Annotated in this window: 14 protein-coding genes; 5 read left to right on the top strand and 9 right to left on the bottom strand. The window is 57.0% G+C overall.

What is annotated here, in order from left to right; translation table 11 throughout:
• Nucleotides 1–8: 8 nt before the first annotated feature.
• From lptC to P0120_18065, 3 genes are all read right to left on the bottom strand, one after another.
• Nucleotides 9–581 carry an LPS export ABC transporter periplasmic protein LptC gene (gene lptC, locus P0120_18075; GenBank protein MDF0676221.1) on the bottom strand — a complete coding sequence of 191 codons (573 nt, stop codon included), beginning with the start codon at nt 579–581 and terminating at the stop codon, nt 9–11.
• A 325-nt stretch (nt 582–906) separates the two neighbouring features.
• A complete protein-coding gene (locus tag P0120_18070; GenBank protein MDF0676220.1) occupies nt 907–1,383 on the bottom strand; it encodes a group II intron maturase-specific domain-containing protein in 477 nt (158 codons plus the stop codon).
• The gene (locus tag P0120_18065; protein MDF0676219.1) at nt 1,331–2,110 is read right to left on the bottom strand and encodes a reverse transcriptase domain-containing protein; all 780 of its coding nucleotides are present in this window, start codon (nt 2,108–2,110) and stop codon (nt 1,331–1,333) included. Before P0120_18065 ends, P0120_18070 begins: the two co-directional genes overlap by 53 nt.
• Here P0120_18065 and P0120_18060 point away from each other — a divergent pair.
• The gene (locus P0120_18060) at nt 2,099–3,037 is read left to right on the top strand and encodes a hypothetical protein (protein MDF0676218.1); all 939 of its coding nucleotides are present in this window, start codon (nt 2,099–2,101) and stop codon (nt 3,035–3,037) included. The genes P0120_18065 and P0120_18060 overlap by 12 nt on opposite strands.
• A 116-nt stretch (nt 3,038–3,153) precedes the next feature.
• Here the strand turns inward: P0120_18060 and P0120_18055 are convergent, their stop codons facing one another.
• The 6 genes from P0120_18055 to P0120_18030 form a co-directional block, all read right to left on the bottom strand.
• Nucleotides 3,154–3,474, bottom strand: a complete 321-nt coding sequence (locus P0120_18055) for a response regulator (GenBank protein ID MDF0676217.1) — start codon at nt 3,472–3,474, stop codon at nt 3,154–3,156.
• A 195-nt stretch (nt 3,475–3,669) separates the two neighbouring features.
• On the bottom strand, nt 3,670–4,179 hold the full coding sequence (locus P0120_18050) for a DUF4149 domain-containing protein (protein ID MDF0676216.1): 510 nt from the start codon (nt 4,177–4,179) through the stop codon (nt 3,670–3,672).
• A 39-nt stretch (nt 4,180–4,218) separates the two neighbouring features.
• Nucleotides 4,219–5,547 (bottom strand): radical SAM protein, encoded by a 1,329-nt coding sequence (locus P0120_18045; GenBank protein ID MDF0676215.1) that lies wholly within the window; start codon nt 5,545–5,547, stop codon nt 4,219–4,221.
• A gap of 160 nt (nt 5,548–5,707) precedes the next feature.
• Entirely contained in the window at nt 5,708–7,774 is a 2,067-nt protein-coding gene (locus tag P0120_18040) for a universal stress protein (protein ID MDF0676214.1), read from the bottom strand.
• 201 nt (nt 7,775–7,975) lie between these two features.
• Nucleotides 7,976–9,595 (bottom strand): radical SAM protein, encoded by a 1,620-nt coding sequence (locus P0120_18035; GenBank protein ID MDF0676213.1) that lies wholly within the window; start codon nt 9,593–9,595, stop codon nt 7,976–7,978.
• Between the two features lie 9 nt (nt 9,596–9,604).
• On the bottom strand, nt 9,605–10,381 hold the full coding sequence (locus P0120_18030; GenBank protein ID MDF0676212.1) for a class I SAM-dependent methyltransferase: 777 nt from the start codon (nt 10,379–10,381) through the stop codon (nt 9,605–9,607).
• A 208-nt stretch (nt 10,382–10,589) separates the two neighbouring features.
• Between P0120_18030 and P0120_18025 the strand changes: the two genes are divergently transcribed.
• The 4 genes from P0120_18025 to P0120_18010 all read left to right on the top strand — a co-directional run bounded on the left by P0120_18025 (nt 10,590) and on the right by P0120_18010 (nt 17,060).
• A complete protein-coding gene (locus tag P0120_18025; protein ID MDF0676211.1) occupies nt 10,590–13,304 on the top strand; it encodes a DEAD/DEAH box helicase family protein in 2,715 nt (904 codons plus the stop codon).
• The gene (locus P0120_18020) at nt 13,301–13,543 is read left to right on the top strand and encodes a hypothetical protein (protein ID MDF0676210.1); all 243 of its coding nucleotides are present in this window, start codon (nt 13,301–13,303) and stop codon (nt 13,541–13,543) included. The genes P0120_18025 and P0120_18020 overlap by 4 nt, the downstream gene beginning before the upstream one ends.
• Nucleotides 13,540–14,595, top strand: coding sequence for a Fic family protein (locus P0120_18015; GenBank protein MDF0676209.1), 1,056 nt, complete (start codon nt 13,540–13,542; stop codon nt 14,593–14,595). The genes P0120_18020 and P0120_18015 overlap by 4 nt, the downstream gene beginning before the upstream one ends.
• Before the next feature lie 125 nt (nt 14,596–14,720).
• Nucleotides 14,721–17,060 (top strand): DNA methyltransferase, encoded by a 2,340-nt coding sequence (locus P0120_18010; GenBank protein ID MDF0676208.1) that lies wholly within the window; start codon nt 14,721–14,723, stop codon nt 17,058–17,060.
• The last annotated feature ends 34 nt before the right edge of the window (nt 17,061–17,094 follow it).

Raw genomic sequence — 17,094 nt, 5'->3', positions numbered from 1 at the left:
AGAAGCCGCTAAGAAGAAGGAGCCAAATCCACATGCACATCCTGTAGAATTTCAAATTCTTCGGATTCCAGCCGCCCAACCAGTCCTTGTCCTCTCACCTCCAGCCCATGTCCTACCATCCGCACAGGATCTTGCGTCCGGATCTCTCGTGCCTGGTCAATCCATATCAAGTGGTTGGTATAAATCGTATAGCCGCTCGTCGTCTCCACGACAATGGGCGTTTGACGATTCGCCAACCTGAAATTCTTGGTCGCGGTATCCAGGGTTCCCTCTTCCCCGTGCACAATCACCTCGTCTCCTCCTGTGCCGTAGAAGGTGAGAGCAACGTCACGCAGAACGGCACGCTTATCTTGCTCAAATAATCGGGCTTGTTTCGCTTGCACCTGCCATTGAACGACATCGCCTTGTGATTGCGTGAAGGTGAACCCCATGATCTTGGCATCCGCTTGTTCAACCGACTCTGGAGCGATGGGTCGGCTACTCGGCACCGAATCTGCGTTTCTGAAGAGAAGATAGCCGAGAAATGTAGCTAACAGCACACTCATGGCCAGCAGAGCCCGTCTCGCTACAAGCTCCCACATGCTCTAGGAATTCCCCCGTGATAGATGTATGGCGACACCTGGCACGATCGTAGCATGCACGACCTGTCAAGTAAACGCCTGTCAGGGAACTGAATCGGGATAGGGGTCAGCGGATCGTCCGCTGATCCCCTCCCACACCACCGGACATACGGGTCCGTATCCGGCGGTTTGGTCGGTTGAGGTTAGCGGGCCAGTCTCGGTACGCCCATCCGGTCGTAGTAGCACGTGGGCAGCGCGGTGTTGAGCAGCTTGACGGAGTTGCGCCACCAACGTCGCGAGTTTGCGGTCACCCGCCGGGCCGCATCCTCAGTCGCTCCGAGGCGCTTCATCTCCCGGTAGATGGTGGTCCCTCGTTTCCACTGCTTGAGCTGCACCATCCGCAATCGATGGCGATCCACTCGTCCATGTCACTGAAGACGCGCCGCGTCTCCGCCAGCCGGAAATACTCCTTCCAGCCAGCCAGGTAGCTGCGCAGCTCCGCGAACCGGGTCCTCATGCTCCGGCCACCGTTCCGGGCCGTGATGCCTCGGACTCGCTCCTTCATCGCGACCAGGGCCTTGCGGGCTACGCATCGTTTGACTTCGCCCCCCTTGGCATACCAGAAGCTGTACCCAAGGAACGTACGATCCCCTGGGCGCACCACCGCGCGCTTCACCTCGTTGATTCGGAGCCGCAGCCGCACGTACAGTCGCCGTAGCGTCTGCATAGCGTCTTCACCCGCCCGCTTGGACCTGACGTACACGTTCAGGTCATCGGCGTAGCGAACGAAGCTGAGCCCGCGTTTTTCCAACTCCTTGTCCACGTCGTCGAGGAGCACATTCGTCAGCAACGGCGACAAGGGACCGCCTTGCGGTGTGCCCTCGTATCACTCCATCACCACCCCGTTGGCCATCATCCCGGCCTCTAAGATAGTGCCGGATGAGCCTCAGCATCCGCATATCCCCGATACGCTTCTCCAGCCGCCCCATCAGCACATCGTGGTTGACGCGGTCGAAAAACGTCTCGATGTCCACGTCCACCACTACTCGCTTCCCTTCCCGGATGGAGCGCTGCGCCTCACACACAGCGGCGTGCACGTTACGCCCCGGGCGGAACCCGTGGCTGTGCTCTGAGAAGGTCGACTCGAACCTCGGCTGCAACACCTGCAGGAGGCTTTGCTGGATCACCCGGTCGAGCACGGTCGGGATGCCCAGCTTTCGCACCCCGCCCTCGCCCTTGGGGATCTCCACTTCCCGCACCGGCTTCGGCTGGTAAATGCCGCCGAATAGCTGCGCTCGGATGCCCTCCCAGTGCTCGACCAGGTGCTTCGGCAGTTCGTCGACGGTCATCCCGTCTACGCCGGGGCTGCCCTGGTTCTGCCTCACACGCTTCACCGCCACCGTGAAGTTGTCGCGCGCAACCACCTGCTCCATCAGGCGGTTGTCTCCTGAGCCTCCGTATCCGTTCCTCGTCGTCCGGGCTTCGCCGCTTCGCTGACCCTGAGGGGCTTCACCCCTCTCCTCCAGCGGGAGCTCCATTTGCTTGGCCATCTGGCGCCGGGCCCTTCCGAGACTCACGACTGGGGGGCTCTCCCTTCCGTTTGGCCCTTCGTGCCGCTCAAGTCTCCTAGCCCGTCTTCCGCAGTTAACACGTCTGCAACGAGTTCGTCCCATACGGTAGCCGGACGATTAGGCCATTGTCGTCACGACCTGTTCGAGTCCCGTGGGTTGGTTGGGGAGCAGCAGCGTCATCCGCTGAAGCCGCCCCGTCAGGTCCTTGGGAGCGGTCGCTCCCATCCTGAGCCGGAGGGTGTTCTCCCGTGTTGGCCGGGGCCCAGCAAGGGATTGCCGGGCCCGCCTCTCCTCCACGCGTGTCCTCGGAGCCGTGCCGAGCCCCGCTGCGTTCATCCCCTGCGGGAGCGATCGCCACCGCGTCAGGGCCAGGACACCCACCAGGATGTGGGCGTGAGTCCGGGCCTGGTTCTGGGGGAAGAGCGGGCGCAGCCCCACGGCGTGTGTGTCGAGACGGAAACGGTCTTCGCCCTCGGTCAGCTGGCTCGCGGTCTTCCCCACGGTCTTGGGATCACGCGCAGTCCCGCGGCGGGCGTGGCCGCCGGGTTCACGCGCCCAGTGGGACCGGGCTTCGTTCTGTGTGATGGGGAGGGAGCGTCGGGCGTCTGTTCCGCCGCTGACCGCGTTGCCGGTGACCGTGAACCGGGCGGCGGCCCGGCTCAATACCCGTCCGATCTGCCGCGCGACGTTCTGTGGGGCCCTGGCTCTGCCGAGTGCCCCCGGTTCGGCCAGTTTGCCCAGTGTGTGTTCCAGGCGGAGCACGCAGCGGGTGAGGCTGGCGTTCGCTGGCTCCGTTCTCCTGGCGGCCCGGCCCAGCTTCTTCCAGAGCAGCAAGCCCCGGTCGCCAGCGCCCACATGCCGCACCCGCTCGACACGCACCCCGGGGATGTTGCCCGTCGTCCCTGATGGGGGCGCTGCCGGCTGCCCACGTCCGGGCAAGGGGGCGGGCTGCACGACACGCCCTGGCCTGAGAGCAGGCCCTGAAATCAGGCGGCGTTCAGGACAGCAGAAAAGCAAGCGCGTCAGTTTCCCACGGCAAACTGCGGAAGACGGGCTAAGACGATCACGGGAAGCAAGGGATGGGAACCTTGGAGTTTCTGCAAGATCGAACAGCCATCTCCGTCCGGAAGTCCGAGATCGAGGAGGACTGCGTCGTAGACGTTCTGATCTATGAACGAGAAGGCCTGACGACAGGTCTGTGCACAGTCCACATGGAACACTTCAAATTCGAGCAAGTCTTGCAAGACCATCGCAATATCAGGGTCATCCTCCACAACCAATACGGAATGCGACGTTCTCCGTTCGACCCTAGCGTTCGCATTTTGAAAAAATACCACAACCATCTATCCAGTAGAACAAGCAACGTTCATTCCTCTTCTATCGATCAATAGACAAATGCTGAAGTGATTGATTGTTTAACGAACAGTGTGGAAACACGCGATTGCATGGGATGCGGGACTGTCTCAAGCTGATACAGGGGTTGTCTCGTTTGAGAAGGCAGGATTGTTTTGAAACAAATTTGGACAGGCGTCGGAGGGCTATTGATGCAGATGCTTCATGGCCGCCGCGCAGAGGATGATGAAGAAACCCATCCAGAGGGCGGCCCGCTGGAAGGGGATGGCCTCATAAGATTCCTCGTCGTCGGCTTCGTCATCTGACTTGAATATGACGGTGTAGAGGAACAGGGTGAGGAGGCCTAGAACGAGAAGAAGCTTAATCATGAAGACCATGAGGTACTTGGAGTGGTGTTGCACCCCGTTGCCGGTTTGTGAAACCATGACTTGATTGACATAATGCAGGTTTATGCCGCCGGTGAACAGCAGGACGACTAATAGAAGGCCGGCGACCTTTTTGTAGTACTGATAAAAAATGTCCGTGATGGGTTTGATCTGATCCCTTGGAACGGCTTTTTGCAGCCCGGGTGTCACAGCCATGACAAGGAATGCCAAGCCGCCGATCCAAATGACCGCCGAAAGCAAATGAAACCAGTGGTTGACGATCGGAATGAGGATGTTGAGATCAGTCGTAATGCTCTGAAGAGCGTCCATGGTCAGCAGCGTGGAAAGTGAAAGGGGAAAAGTAAAAAGTTAGAATTTGAAAACCGGCGCGTCATTGCCGAATCGCTTCTTGCGCAGTTCCTCCATCAATTCGACGGTAATGAGTGGAACATTGTTCTCACGGGCGTGCTTTTCCACACCTTTTTTGACCATGGCGCGTAGGAAGTAGGGGATACGGCTCAATCTCAGAGCAGACGCTTCGTCCCATGTGACATCAGCCTCTTCCGAGACATTGAACGCCACTTTGATTTTCTCACCGCCTTTCGGCGCGTAGAGACACCACTGATCTTCGTCGAGCCAGTCGCCGTGGTCAACATAGGGACGGGCTCGGCAGCCGCCGCAGATGTCGCTGTATTCGCAGTCGCCGCACTTCCCTTTGAGCTGAGGATACCGGAACGAATTGAAGACATCCGAGCGTTCCCAGAGATCGACGAAACTGTGAGAACGCAAATTTCCGGCGGACAGCGGCATATAGGGACAGGGAGTCAGTTCGCCGTTGGGCGTCACCCGGGCGTAGTTAGTGCCTGCGAGGCACCCTCCCCCCATGTATCCAGTGGCTTTGGTGATCGGGGAATTGGGATCCTTCTCATAAGCCAACCGTTTGAAGTGCGGAGCGCAGCGGGCCCTGACCAGCATGCCCTTGTAATTATCCTGGCATTCAACGAGGTATCCAAGCACCTCTTCGTACTGAGCGGGAGTGATATCCGTCAGCTCTTCTCCTCGTCCAGTGCAAACCATAAAGAACACATTCAATACGCGAGCACCGAGTCGGTGCGCCCAGTCGACAACCTCCGGTAGTTCCGCATAGTTCATCGGTTGAGCGCTGAAATGGACTTGGAATTGAAGACCGTTCCGCTTGCAGGCTTCAATGCCGGCGACTGCCGCGTCCCAGGCCCCCGGTACGCCGCGAAAGGCGTCGTGCTTGGCGGCCTGTAAAGAATCAATACTGATGCCCACGCCCATCACACCGATCTCGACCAGAGTCTTGGCCAGTCGGTCATCGATCAGCATCCCGTTTGTCCCGAAGACGACCATGAAGCCGAGTTTGACTGCGTAACGGGCAATATCGAGGATGTCAGGTCGCACGAGTGGTTCGCCGCCTGTGATGACGAGGAGACAACCCTTATTCACCTCCGCGATCTGCTCGATGAGTCGATAACATTCTTCGGTACTCAGCTCATCGTCCCCACCGGCTGCTTTGGTCGTCGCATCGAGATAACAGTGATCGCATTTGAGGTTGCAGCGTTTGGTCAAGTTCAGCGCAACGAGGTAGGGCTTGAAGTCGTCAACCGTCCGACCGTCAAAGGGCTCGTCCCCATTTGAGGTGGGAGTGAAGAACTGCCCAATTTGTTGCTGCAAAGAGCCTAGAGTGCCTGAAAGGCCATTGAAGATAGGAAGAGATTTACCCATAAGAAGAGCTTTGGATGCTGAGTTTTTAGTGTTTAGTTCTCGGTCTGGGTAAGCAACGAGGTCTGGGAAAGCGACTGCAACTCACAACTCAACATTCACAACTCAACACTCAAGTCGAGGACTTGCCGGTGAGGTCGGCGATCATGTCTTTGAGATTCCCGGTCTTCATAGCTTCCGCCATGTACCCCTTCGCCTGTTCGATGCCTTCATTTGCCACTTCGAGTGTGATCACGGTTGCTCCGGTCCTCTCAGCATGCTTCAAGATCAGCGCCTTGGTGCAATCGCGCATGAAACCTTCGGGAGCCCGATCCAATCTGGCCTGTGCCTCGCTAGTCCAGGTGTAAGGTGAGGCCGGTTCGACATGACCATTCGAGCCATTCCCATTCGCGGCTGCAAGCGCGGCTTCCGCTGTCGGCGATGTGCCGGTTCCCCTATTGGAAAAAATGGGGGTATAGTCTTCAGCTGCGGCTTCCTTGACCATCGGCGCCGCATATTCGAGCGTGATGGTCGTCATGCCCAGCTTACGCGCGCTCTTTTCAATCTTGGCCTTCGCCCGCCTCCGCTGGAATCCGGCAGGAACGGCGCGGATCGCCTCTTTCGCATCCTTGGTCCACTGTATCGGCACATCGTCGTAGGCAACGTCGGTTTCCAGCTCGCCTTCAGCTTTCGCCGCCACCTCAAAGACTTTCTTGTCGACCTGTTTGAATCTCGTCCCATCTGAACTGCACACCGGACATTTGACCGGAGTATCCCCCTTCCCGATATAGCCACACCCGTCACAGACGAAATAACTTTGACTCATACGGTCCAGGTAGGCCTGGGTGGACGCATCGACCTCCTTCGGCTTCTCTTCAACGATCTGGGTCATGATTCCGCTCAAGGTCGGACCCATGAGATCCTTCGTTACGGCCTGGTCGGCCTGCATCTTGTCACGGTCGATACCCGCCGCGTCCAGGCTCCCACCAAGCGCGCGCATGGCGTCCATGGCGCCCTTGGGTAGAATGTGACCTACCGCGGCATCCACGACGGTGTTACTGATGATCGTATGGCCTTTTTCTATTGCGTACCGATGAATGGCGGTCTTTGCCACGCCTCGTGCAAAGACCGGGATCTTTTCCATCCGTCGCAAGGCCTCTTCCGTCCAGGCGATCGTGTACTCAGCCTGGGTGTCGATCGGAGGAACATATTTGCGGTTGGAGACCAGCACGTTACAGGGGGCGCTCCGGAGTAGGTTTTCCGTATTGCTGCCGACATCCATGTCGTCGTCGCTGTGAACGCCGATGCGTCCGACGATCAACAAGGCCGGGACATCCTTGCGGACATATTGAATGATTTTTTCGAAGGCTTTTCCGTCCAGCAACGTCGTTTTCACATCCGTTTGCTCGGCCTGGGCAATTTCACGGGAAATGTCCAGATGAGACTGATAGATTTTTGCTAAGCCGCTATCGATAATTTCTTCGTGCAGCTTTTCCTGTTCCTTGAAACGAAACACTTTCCCGGCTTCTTCGTTAAGGACACCCGAAATGCTGTGGAAGGCGGCATAGTGGAAGTAGGGGTCAAAAGCAGAGATAGCCTCTACCGGCATGTTAAGCGCCTTGCCGAGAGCGAGGCCGGTCATCAGCCCGCCGAACGAGTAAGGACTGCCGTCGACGGCGACGACGATCTTGCCGCTCTTCAACGGCTGGGTGTTCTTGATAATCAGCATATCGGAGTTGCGGACTCGGCGGACCACACGTTCGGTGTTGCTGCCGATGACGCTGTCTTTGACCGCACCGACCCCCAATGCTCCCATGATGACGAGATCGTACCCGTTGGTGTTGATGTCCTCAGCCAGCACCTTCCAGTTCCGCCCTTCGAGCGATCGGCGCTCGATAGGAAGATTGGCCTCATTGCATTTCTTGTCGACGTAGTCGAGGTAAGAATCGGTGATGATTTGGAGTCCACGGGTGATCAGCGAATCATGGATCTGGCGCTGCCGGTCGAGCTCCTTTTCATCGTGGTATTCCTCCGGCAATCCGGCTTCCATCTGCTTGAAGCGCTTGTCATGCATTTTCGCAGCATAGACATGGCTTCCCACAATTTTCGAGCCGAAGGTTTTGGCCAGCTGGACGCCGACATCCACCGCAGTATTAGAATGGTCAGAGTTATCGACTGGAATATAGATGGTCTTATACATTACGGCGCCTCCTTAAGGCGCGAGTTAGGTAGAGGAAGGGGACTGTAATTATCTGAAAAACCAAATGGTTGACGTACTGCCCCACTTCTCAAAAGAAAATAAATGATAGCACTGGCCCAAATCGGAATGCAAGGCGTCACGAAAGCGGGAGATCGAGAAATATGGGTTCAATATGGTGATTCGGACGCATTCGAAGAAAAATTACCCGGTCGAAGTTCTTGGCTCAGGTGTCTGTGAAGGGGATGGAACTGGTCGGCGAGAACGAATAATTTCTTCGAGTGAGAGGAGCGCGTCCCGCCCCGAATTACCCTCAATACCCCGGCTGAGGTTCTGGTCGGCATAGGTGGGTGATTCTGAAGTTTGTGACAGAGATCCAGTCCATCGCCGGGGATCACGGCTCCCTTGCTTCCGTTCCCAGGCTCGGAGACAGGCCTTGGCGATGATCTTGTTGAGGGGGGCAGGATTATAGAGCAACTTTTTGATACTCGTCGGGGTCAGCATCAAGGGGTTGTAGCCGGCTGACAAGTATCCCTCCTCCAACAATCGCTGCTCAAGGTCGGTATTCGGCTGGATACCCAAGAAAAACATCAATGGGAAAACACGCTCTTCTCCAAGGATTGAGGCGACCTTTTTGTAGGCCTCCACGCTCTGGAGAAGGCTCTCTTCCGTTTCTTTGGGGCTATTGAGGGAGTAGTTCAGGATGACTTTGCCTTTAAAGCCGGCTTCCGCCAGATAGCGACAGCCGTCATACAACCGTTCCAGCTTGAACCCCATGTGGAGATTATTCAGAACCTCTTGCGAGCCTGAGGTAATGGCCACCTCCAGATCACCTACCCCTGAACGGACCATCAGCTTCGCGAGTTCCGGGGTGATCAGCGAGGTTCTGATGTAGCCGGACCATTCGATGTCGAGTTTCTCAGCCACGATCCGTTCGAGGATCTCCGTGCATTGAGGATAGGCTTCCTTCCCGGTGATGAATTGGGCATCGGTAAACCAGAATCGGCGGGCGCCCCACTGATGGTAATGTTGGGCAATGTCCTTGACCACCATATCAGGTGGTCGGTAGCGGACTCGCTTGCCTTCAATATACGGATAGAGGCAGAAGGCGCAGTCGTACGGACAGCCTCGTTTCGACTGCACCCCGATTGACTCACTGATATATTCGCCATATTGAGGAAAGATCGACGTGAGGTAGGGCAAATCGACGGTCAGCGCGTCGAGCAGCGCCGGCGAGCCCTGTCGGCCTTTCCTGATCTGGTTCCCTTCTTTGACGATGTACCGCTCATCCTCGATTGACCGGCCTTCGATAACTTTGAGTATGGCGTCTTCCCCTTCACCGAGGATGCCGATGGTTCCTTCCGGGAGCTTTTCGATCAATTGATCGGCGAAGGCCGTAAAAGCCCCGCCTCCGATCATGATCTGGGCCTTGGGGAACTCTTTACGGATCAGGGCAGGGTACGACAGGATGGTAGAGATATGGCTGTAGTAGCGGTAGAGCTGCTTCACGCCTTCAATCGAGGCGGTGATCCGCTTGAGAGGGTTACCGGCAAAGTAAAAATTGAACGCATGCTCCAGCGAGGTGTCGCCTTCATGGGGCGAAAAGATCTGAATATCGCGCCAAGAAAAGCAGACTAGGTCCGGCTTGAACTCCGTGGCCGCATTGCGGATGGCCTGGCTTCGATGCTTGACTGGAAACAACGAGAGATCGAGAATGCGCTGACGGACGTCGGGCTTTCGCCGATGGATAAAGTCCGCCAAGTAGGTGATCCCGACGGGATAGACCTTCTTGCAAGGGAGGAAGATGTAGAGGATCGAATTCACAGCGTCAGACTATTTGGTGGCGACATGAATGGCGACAATGCCGCCGCTGAGGTTCTTGTACGACACCTGACGGAACCCGGCATCGCGTAGGATTTGACACAGCCGTTCTTGGTCGGGAAACGTCCGGATCGACGCCGGAAGGTACTCATAGACGCCGGTGCGATCGCGGGCGACCATGGTGCCGATCCAGGGCAGCAGTTTGAAGGAATACCAATCATAGAGCGTTCGCAACCAACCGAACACCGGACGCGAAAACTCCAGGCACACGAAGCGGCCACCGGGCTTCATCACACGGCGGATCTCTCGCACGGCTCCCGGCAAATCTCCAACATTCCGCATGCAGAAACCGGTGGTGACCGCATCGAAGCTGTTGTCTCCAAATCCTAGATGTTCTGCGCTTGCCTGGAGACAGGTGATCTTGTCGGTGAGGCCCTTACCCCCGATCTTCTTGAAGCCCTCGGCCAGCATCGCGTGGTTCAAGTCTGATGCGATCACACGTCCCTTGGGTCCCATTCGAGACTCGACAAGGAGCGCCAGGTCGGCTGTGCCGGATCCGACATCGAGCGCCGTTCCCCGTCCGACGGGAGTAATGAAGGAAGCAGTGATCTTTTTCCAATGGTAATGCAGACCGAAACTCAACAGCGTGTTGTTCAGGTCGTACACTCGTGCAATAGCGGTGAACATCCGCTGCACCGCATCCTCGCGAGCCTGGCCGGACCACGTCGAGACGACCTTGGCGGGAGTCTGGGAGTCTTTGGCCAATGGACGATGGTCGGTTTTCACCATGTAACGGTGGTAGCACCCGGTTCAAGACGCTGTCAAGCCGCTAAACCGAACCCATTCTGTCCAAAGTGCCATAAATAAGGTGACTTTCTGCAGACTGAAGATGAGGGCGGTCAAGCAGCGCTTCATAACCATAGACATTCAACATGGTGATTTCCCATGCAGAACCGGGTATCCTTCCCGGCCAAATCGGTAAGTAGCCTAAAAAAGTATGGCCCTTCACCCTGACTTTCCACTTTCACCGTACACCCCCCTTGTTCCTGAGCAACGCTGGTTTCCGGCCGACGAAACACTCCGCAACACGGCCTACGAGAAGCTGTTGCCGCCGCTCGTGGCGAAGGTGCGACAGGAGGTATTTACATGGCGAGACAAGAAATATCCAGATGCATCCGCGACCTCAGCAGCCTTACTCCGTCACTGGTTCGAAAGTGAACATCTGATCGAAAATGCCGATGGGTCGCTGTCTCCCTTCCGCTATTACTTTGCCCAACGCGAGGCAGTAGAAACAGTGATCTGGCTGGTCGAGGTCCGTCGTGCCCGAGACAAGTATGATCTCCTTCGTTTCGATGCTTCTGGAGCCGTCTCTTCCGGCATGTTCGATGAAGACTGGCCGCGCTATGTCTTGAAAATGGCGACCGGCGCAGGGAAAACCAAAGTCCTTTCTCTCCTCATTGCCTGGAGTTTTTTCCACAAGCTCTATGAGTCGGAGTCCACGCTGTCTCGCAATTTCCTGGTCATCGCGCCGAACATCATCGTCCTCGATCGGCTGCGGGCGGACTTCGACGGCCTCAAGATTTTCTTCAATGACCCAATTCTCCCGGGCAATGGTCACGAGGGTCGCAACTGGCGTGACGACTTTCAGCTCACCCTGCACATCCAGGATGATGTGCGCGTGGTCCGTGATACAGGCAACCTCTTCTTGACCAACATCCACCGCGTGTTCCTCGGTGACGTGGCCGATCCTTCGCTGGAGGACGACGACCTACGTGACTACTTCCTGTCACCCTTCGGTCCTAAACCTGTCGGCAAAACCACCGATAGCCAGACCGATCTTGGCGAGATCGTCCGTGAGGTGGAGGAACTGGCTGTCTTCAATGATGAAGCGCACCACATCCACGACCCGAAGATGGCCTGGTTCAAATCCATTCAGGATATCCATCACAAGATGCTCCAAAAAGATTGCCGCTTGGCGTTGCAGGTGGACGTGACTGCGACACCACGGCACAACAACGGGGCGATCTTCGTGCAAACCGTGTCCGACTATCCGCTCGTGGAGGCCATCCATCAAAACGTCGTGAAACATCCCGTCCTTCCCGATGCGGCCAGCCGCGCCCGGCTGATTGAAAGAACGAGCGCCCTCTTCACGGAGAAATACGCCGACTACCTGGCTCTCGGGATTGAGGAATGGCGGAAGAGTTACACCGAACACCAGGCACTTGGTAAGAAAGCCGTGCTTTTTGTCATGGTGGACGACACCCGCAACTGCGACGATGTGGGAGCCTACCTCGAAAAGATCTGTCCCGAACTGCAAGGTGGGGTGTTAGTCATCCACACTAAAAACAACGGCGAAATTTCCGAGGCGACTTCAGGCAAGAAGAAGGAAGAACTCGAACTGCTCCGCAAACAGTCCAACGAAATCGATTCCTGGCAATCTCCCTACAGGGCCATTGTGTCCGTCCTCATGCTCAAAGAAGGCTGGGACGTACGCAACGTCACCGTGATCGTCGGATTACGGGAATACACGGCGGAAAGCCAAATCCTGCCGGAGCAAACCCTCGGGCGCGGCCTCCGTCGGATGTACTTCGGCACGGATACGAAAGAAACCGTCTCGGTGATGGGTACCCCCGCGTTCATGGAATTCGTCGAATCCATTCAGGGCGAAGGCGTGAGCTTCGAGCGGGTGCCGATGGGCGGTGGCACAGCACGGCAAGACTCGCTCATCGTTGAAGTGGACCGGGAGAATCAGGCGAAGAATCTTGAAGAACTCGACATTCCGCTCCCTAAGCTTACCCGTCGGTTCCACCGCGAGTTCAAGAATCTCGATGACCTCGACCCAGCAGCCTTAGGCAACAAAAGGCTTCCTCTCAAACCGTTCACGCCGGAGGAAACGAGAGAAATCGTCTTCAAGACGATGCTTGACTCAGAGATTCACCATACGATCCAACTCGACGGCTCCGGGCCTGCCGATTTCCGTTCCGTCGTGGCATTCTTCGCGCGCCAGTTGCTCAAGGACTTGCGGCTTGTCGGCGGCTATGACCTGCTGTATGGGAAGGTGAAGACCTTCATGCGTGAGCACCTCTTTGACGGGGGGCCGGTGAACCTCGAAGATCCCGTGGTGCTCCGCAACCTCTCCGAGCCGGAGTCCGGCAAAGTCCTCTACGACGCTTTCAAGGCCGCTATCAATGCCCTCACCATTCAAGACAGCGGCATCACGCGCATCGAAGCCAAGATTCGCCTGAAGGAAACACGTCCCTTCCGCACCGAACACCGTCCATTCCTCGTGGCGAAAAAATCCATTTTCACCAAGACGGTCGGCGAGCCACACTCTGGAGGATTTGAATTGTCGTTTGCCGCCTTTCTTGAATCGGCCGATGACGTGGCGGCATTCGCGAAGAACTACCTGGCGGTCGGCTTCAAGCTCGATTACGTGAAGGCCGACGGCGATCTTTCCAGCTACACGCCGGATTTCATCGTACGGACCACCGATAGCACGGTCTGGCTTGTAGAAACCAAGGGGCGCGAGGAATTGGATTTGCCGCAGAAGATGGCCCGCCTCAAACAATGGTGCGCCGATGTGACCGCCGCCGAGGAGGATGGCCGGCGGTATGATTTTGTCTTCGTCGATCAAGCTGGCTTCGAGCAGCACACACCGGGCACCTTCGCCGCGCTTGCCGCGAGCTTTACGGAGTACAAGAGCCGGCCATGATGACGCTCCGCCAACTCGCCGCCGAACCGCCCACGTTGCCCACACAGACGACGTGGTATCTGACCGATCTCGCCGAGGCCAGAGGTAAGCAGGAATTGTTCACCCGCCAGTCGCCGCAGAAAAAACCACGATCGTTTACTGGCTTCTTCCGCACCCTCCTTCACCAACTCATGACCGCGCAGATTTGCGTCCACGATCTGGATCTCTCATTTCTTGAACAGGAAGCCGCCGCCGCATGAACTCGTTCAGGACCGTCCGGCTATCTGAATTGGGCATTCCACAGCGGCTGGTCACGGCGCTGACCGACATCGCCGCGGCGCGAGGGCGACAGGCTCTCTACGGCAAGCAGACTCCACAGGTGCTGAAGGCCCTCCGCGAAATGGCGTTAGTGGAAAGCGTCGAATCATCGAACCGTATCGAGGGCGTCACCGTCGCGCGGGATCGCTTGCGGCCTCTGGTGTTGGGGCGGGCCAGGCCCACGAACCGGTCTGAAAATGAAATAGCCGGCTACCGGAGGGCGCTGGCATGGATTCACGCCAAAGCCTGTGAAATCCCGATCGCTCCGGACACGTTCAGGCAGTTTCACCGGCTGATCCACGGCGAGGTCGATCCGAGGGCGGGGGAATGGAAGGATCGCCCCAACCACATCGTGGCGCGTTATCCGGACGGCACAACGGAGATTCGCTTTAAGCCGGTCGAACCTGAGGAAGTCCCCAAGGCGATTGAAAACCTCTGCCTGCTGTACCAGCATGTGCTGGAGCAGAAGCAGGTCACACCGATTCTGGCCGTGAGCGCGCTTGTGTTGGACTTCCTGTGCGTCCATCCCTTTGCCGACGGGAACGGCCGGGTCTCCCGATTACTCATGCTGCTCGCGCTGTACCAGCTTGACTACGAAGTCGGGCGATACATCAGCTTGGAGCGGCTGATTGAAACGACCAAGGAATCCTATTACGCGCGTCTGCATGAAAGCTCCCAAGGCTGGCATGAGAGCCGCCACGACGTGCTCCCGTTTTTCTCGTACACCGTGGATGTGATCAATATGGCCTATACTGAGTTCGAACGAAGGGCGGGGCGTGAAAGCACCGGGCCGGCAGCGAAGGCAGAACTGGTTTCCTATGCGATCAACCATATGGTGGGCGAGTTTTCTGTCGAGGATGTGGCCAGGCAATGTCCTGGAGTGAGCCGTGCGACCATCCGCCTGGTGATGGCCCGGCTGCGGAAAGAGGGGCGGATCGAAGCCATCGGGCGTGGTCCTGGGGCGCTCTGGTGCCTGAAGGGGGAAAAGAGCTAATGGCTGACCGAAAAGAGCTAAAAGAAGAGCTAATTGACGGATGTCGGGCGGATGAATTGGGTATTACCCTCAAAAGAGGGTAATAAAGAGAGTACTAACCGAATTGATTAACCGAACATACTTTTATGGCACGACCACATGACTCCGAGCGGTACGACCTCTCCGACGCAGAGAAGCGCGATCTGATCAAGCTGATCGAGCAGGGCAAGCCGTTGCCGGAGAAGTATCGGTTTCTCCTGTTCGCCGACAAACGCGAGGTCGAACTCGTCTGGAACGGCAAAAGCCGAGAAGTCTGCACCACGATCCTGCCTTTTCAGACGCTCGAACACATTGATGAGCCACGAAAAGAGCAGCGCGACGGGGAGCTGGATCTTGACCTAGGCGGACGGCAGATCAAGGGCTGGACCAACAAGCTCATCTGGGGCGATAACAAGCTAATTCTCTCCTCCCTCAAAAGCGGCGCGCTCCGCCGCCAGATCGAGGAGGCCGGCGGCCTCAAGCTCATCTATATCGACCCGCCCTTCGACGTGGGAGCGGATTTCAGCATGGACATCGAGATCGGCGGGGAGACCTTTCACAAGGAGCCCAATCTTCTCGAACAAATCGCCTACCGCGATACCTGGGGACGCGGCGCGGATTCGTTCATCGCCATGATCTACGAACGCCTCATGCTCATGCGCGATTTGATGCACAGCGAAGGAAGTATCTATGTGCATTGCGATCCGCGGGTAAATGGGTTCATCCGTTTGGCGATGAACGAAATCTTCGGGACGGAAATGTTCCGAAACGAAATCGTCTGGCAAAGAACGTCCAGCCGCAAAGGCGTCAATCAGCTCGGACGAGTTCACGACTTGCTTTACTTCTACTCAAAAGGCGACAGCCTTGTGTGGAATCAGCCAAGTGTCCCACAAACCGAAGAGACGGCGCGCGGTCATGATTTTCTAACAGACGAAGATGGAACAATTCATCGTTTGTCAGATCTCAGCGGCGCTGGCCCAGGCCCAGCCCGAATCTTCAAGGGCAAAAGCATTGAGCCTCCGCCCGGGAGACATTGGGGATACGACCAAGAAGGAATTGACGATTTGATGGTTCGCGGGCGAATCGCTTTCACGAAAACTGGAACGCCGCGCCTAAAGACGCCTCTGAACGAACTCAAGGGCGTTGCAGTTCACGACGTGTGGACTGATGTTTCAGTACTGAATTCGGCAGCCGAGGAGCGAGTTGACTATCCCACCCAAAAGCCAGAAGCCCTCATCGAGCGCATCCTCAAAGCCAGTAGCAACGAAGGCGATCTGGTGGCGGACTTTTTCTGCGGCAGCGGCACGACCGCTGCCGTGGCGGAAAAGCTCGGGCGCAAATGGATCGCCACCGACCTGGGCAAGTTCGGGATTCACACGACGCGCAAGCGGCTCATTCAAGTCCAGCGTGAGCTCAAAGCCTCCGGCAAACCTTTTCGCGCCTTTGAAGTCCTGAACCTGGGTCGCTATGAACGTCAGGCCTATCTCAACGTGGCTGGCCGCCTCACCGGCAAGAAGAAGGAACAGGTGCTGGCGAAGAAGGAAGCGGAGTTCCGCGAATTGGTCTTGAAAGCCTACAAGGCCGAGCCATTGTCTGAGACGGGCTTCTTTCATGGCAAGCAGGGTGGGCGGCTTGTGGTCGTCGGCCCGATCAACTTGCCGGTGGGGCGGCTGTTCGTGGAGGAGGTCATCACGGAATGCCGCAAGCGAAACGCTTCCCGCGTGGACGTGCTGGCCTTCGAATTCGAGATGGGTTTGTTTCCAGCCGTGCTGGACGAGGCGAAGCAGAAGGGCATTGACCTCGCGCCCAAGACGATCCCGCCGGAAGTCTTTGACAAACGCGCCGTGGAAAAGGGGCAGGTGCGGTTCCACGACGTGGCCTACATCGAAGTGACGCCACGTTTCGACAAGAAATACAGGCTGACTCTGGCCGTTGAATTGACGGATTTCTCCGTCTACTACTCGCAGGGTATCGCACAGTCTATAGAAACTGAGTTGAAAGAAGGCAAAAGCGAGGTGGTCTGCGAATCCGGCAAGCTCATCAAGATCAGCAAGGACAAGCAGGGTGTTGTCACCCGCGACGTCTTGACCAAGAAATGGACCGATTGGGTGGACTACTGGGCGGTGGATTTCAACTATGAAAGCCGGAAGGAGATCATTAAGGTTCCGTTCGGCACCGGTCTCGGAGGCGTGCAGGGCTTTTTGCCCGGACAGGAACCGGCTCAACGGGAACTTGGCCTGACGGCCGACGAGTTTGAAGAACGGTGGACAGGGGCCTACATCTTCGAGAACGAATGGCAGAGCTTCCGCACACGCCAGAACCGTGACCTTGAATTGAAATCCGCCACGCACACATATGACAAGCCAGGCCGCTACATCATCGCCGTCAAAGTCATCGATATCTTCGGCAACGACACGATGACACTCATACCGGTGACGGTGGGATGAATGGCTGGCTGAAGCCAACGACTAGAAGAGGTGA

The sequence above is a fragment of the Nitrospira sp. genome, from assembly GCA_029194675.1.
Taxonomy (GTDB): Bacteria; Nitrospirota; Nitrospiria; order Nitrospirales; family Nitrospiraceae; genus Nitrospira_D.
Note: the sequence above shows the minus strand (reverse complement) of the source record. Positions and strands in the feature narration are given on the sequence as shown.

Bases quoted from the DNA above. Each gene is read 5' to 3' on its own strand.
- lptC (MDF0676221.1), bottom strand. From the start codon at position 581: ATGTGGGAGCTTGTAGCGAGACGGGCTCTGCTGGCCATGAGTGTGCTG.
- P0120_18065 (MDF0676219.1), bottom strand. From the start codon at position 2,110: ATGGCCAAGCAAATGGAGCTCCCGCTGGAGGAGAGGGGTGAAGCCCCT.
- P0120_18055 (MDF0676217.1), bottom strand. From the start codon at position 3,474: ATGGTTGTGGTATTTTTTCAAAATGCGAACGCTAGGGTCGAACGGAGA.
- P0120_18050 (MDF0676216.1), bottom strand. From the start codon at position 4,179: ATGGACGCTCTTCAGAGCATTACGACTGATCTCAACATCCTCATTCCG.
- P0120_18040 (MDF0676214.1), bottom strand. From the start codon at position 7,774: ATGTATAAGACCATCTATATTCCAGTCGATAACTCTGACCATTCTAAT.
- P0120_18030 (MDF0676212.1), bottom strand. From the start codon at position 10,381: ATGGTGAAAACCGACCATCGTCCATTGGCCAAAGACTCCCAGACTCCC.
- P0120_18025 (MDF0676211.1), top strand. From the start codon at position 10,590: ATGGCCCTTCACCCTGACTTTCCACTTTCACCGTACACCCCCCTTGTT.
- P0120_18020 (MDF0676210.1), top strand. From the start codon at position 13,301: ATGATGACGCTCCGCCAACTCGCCGCCGAACCGCCCACGTTGCCCACA.
- P0120_18015 (MDF0676209.1), top strand. From the start codon at position 13,540: ATGAACTCGTTCAGGACCGTCCGGCTATCTGAATTGGGCATTCCACAG.
- P0120_18010 (MDF0676208.1), top strand. From the start codon at position 14,721: ATGGCACGACCACATGACTCCGAGCGGTACGACCTCTCCGACGCAGAG.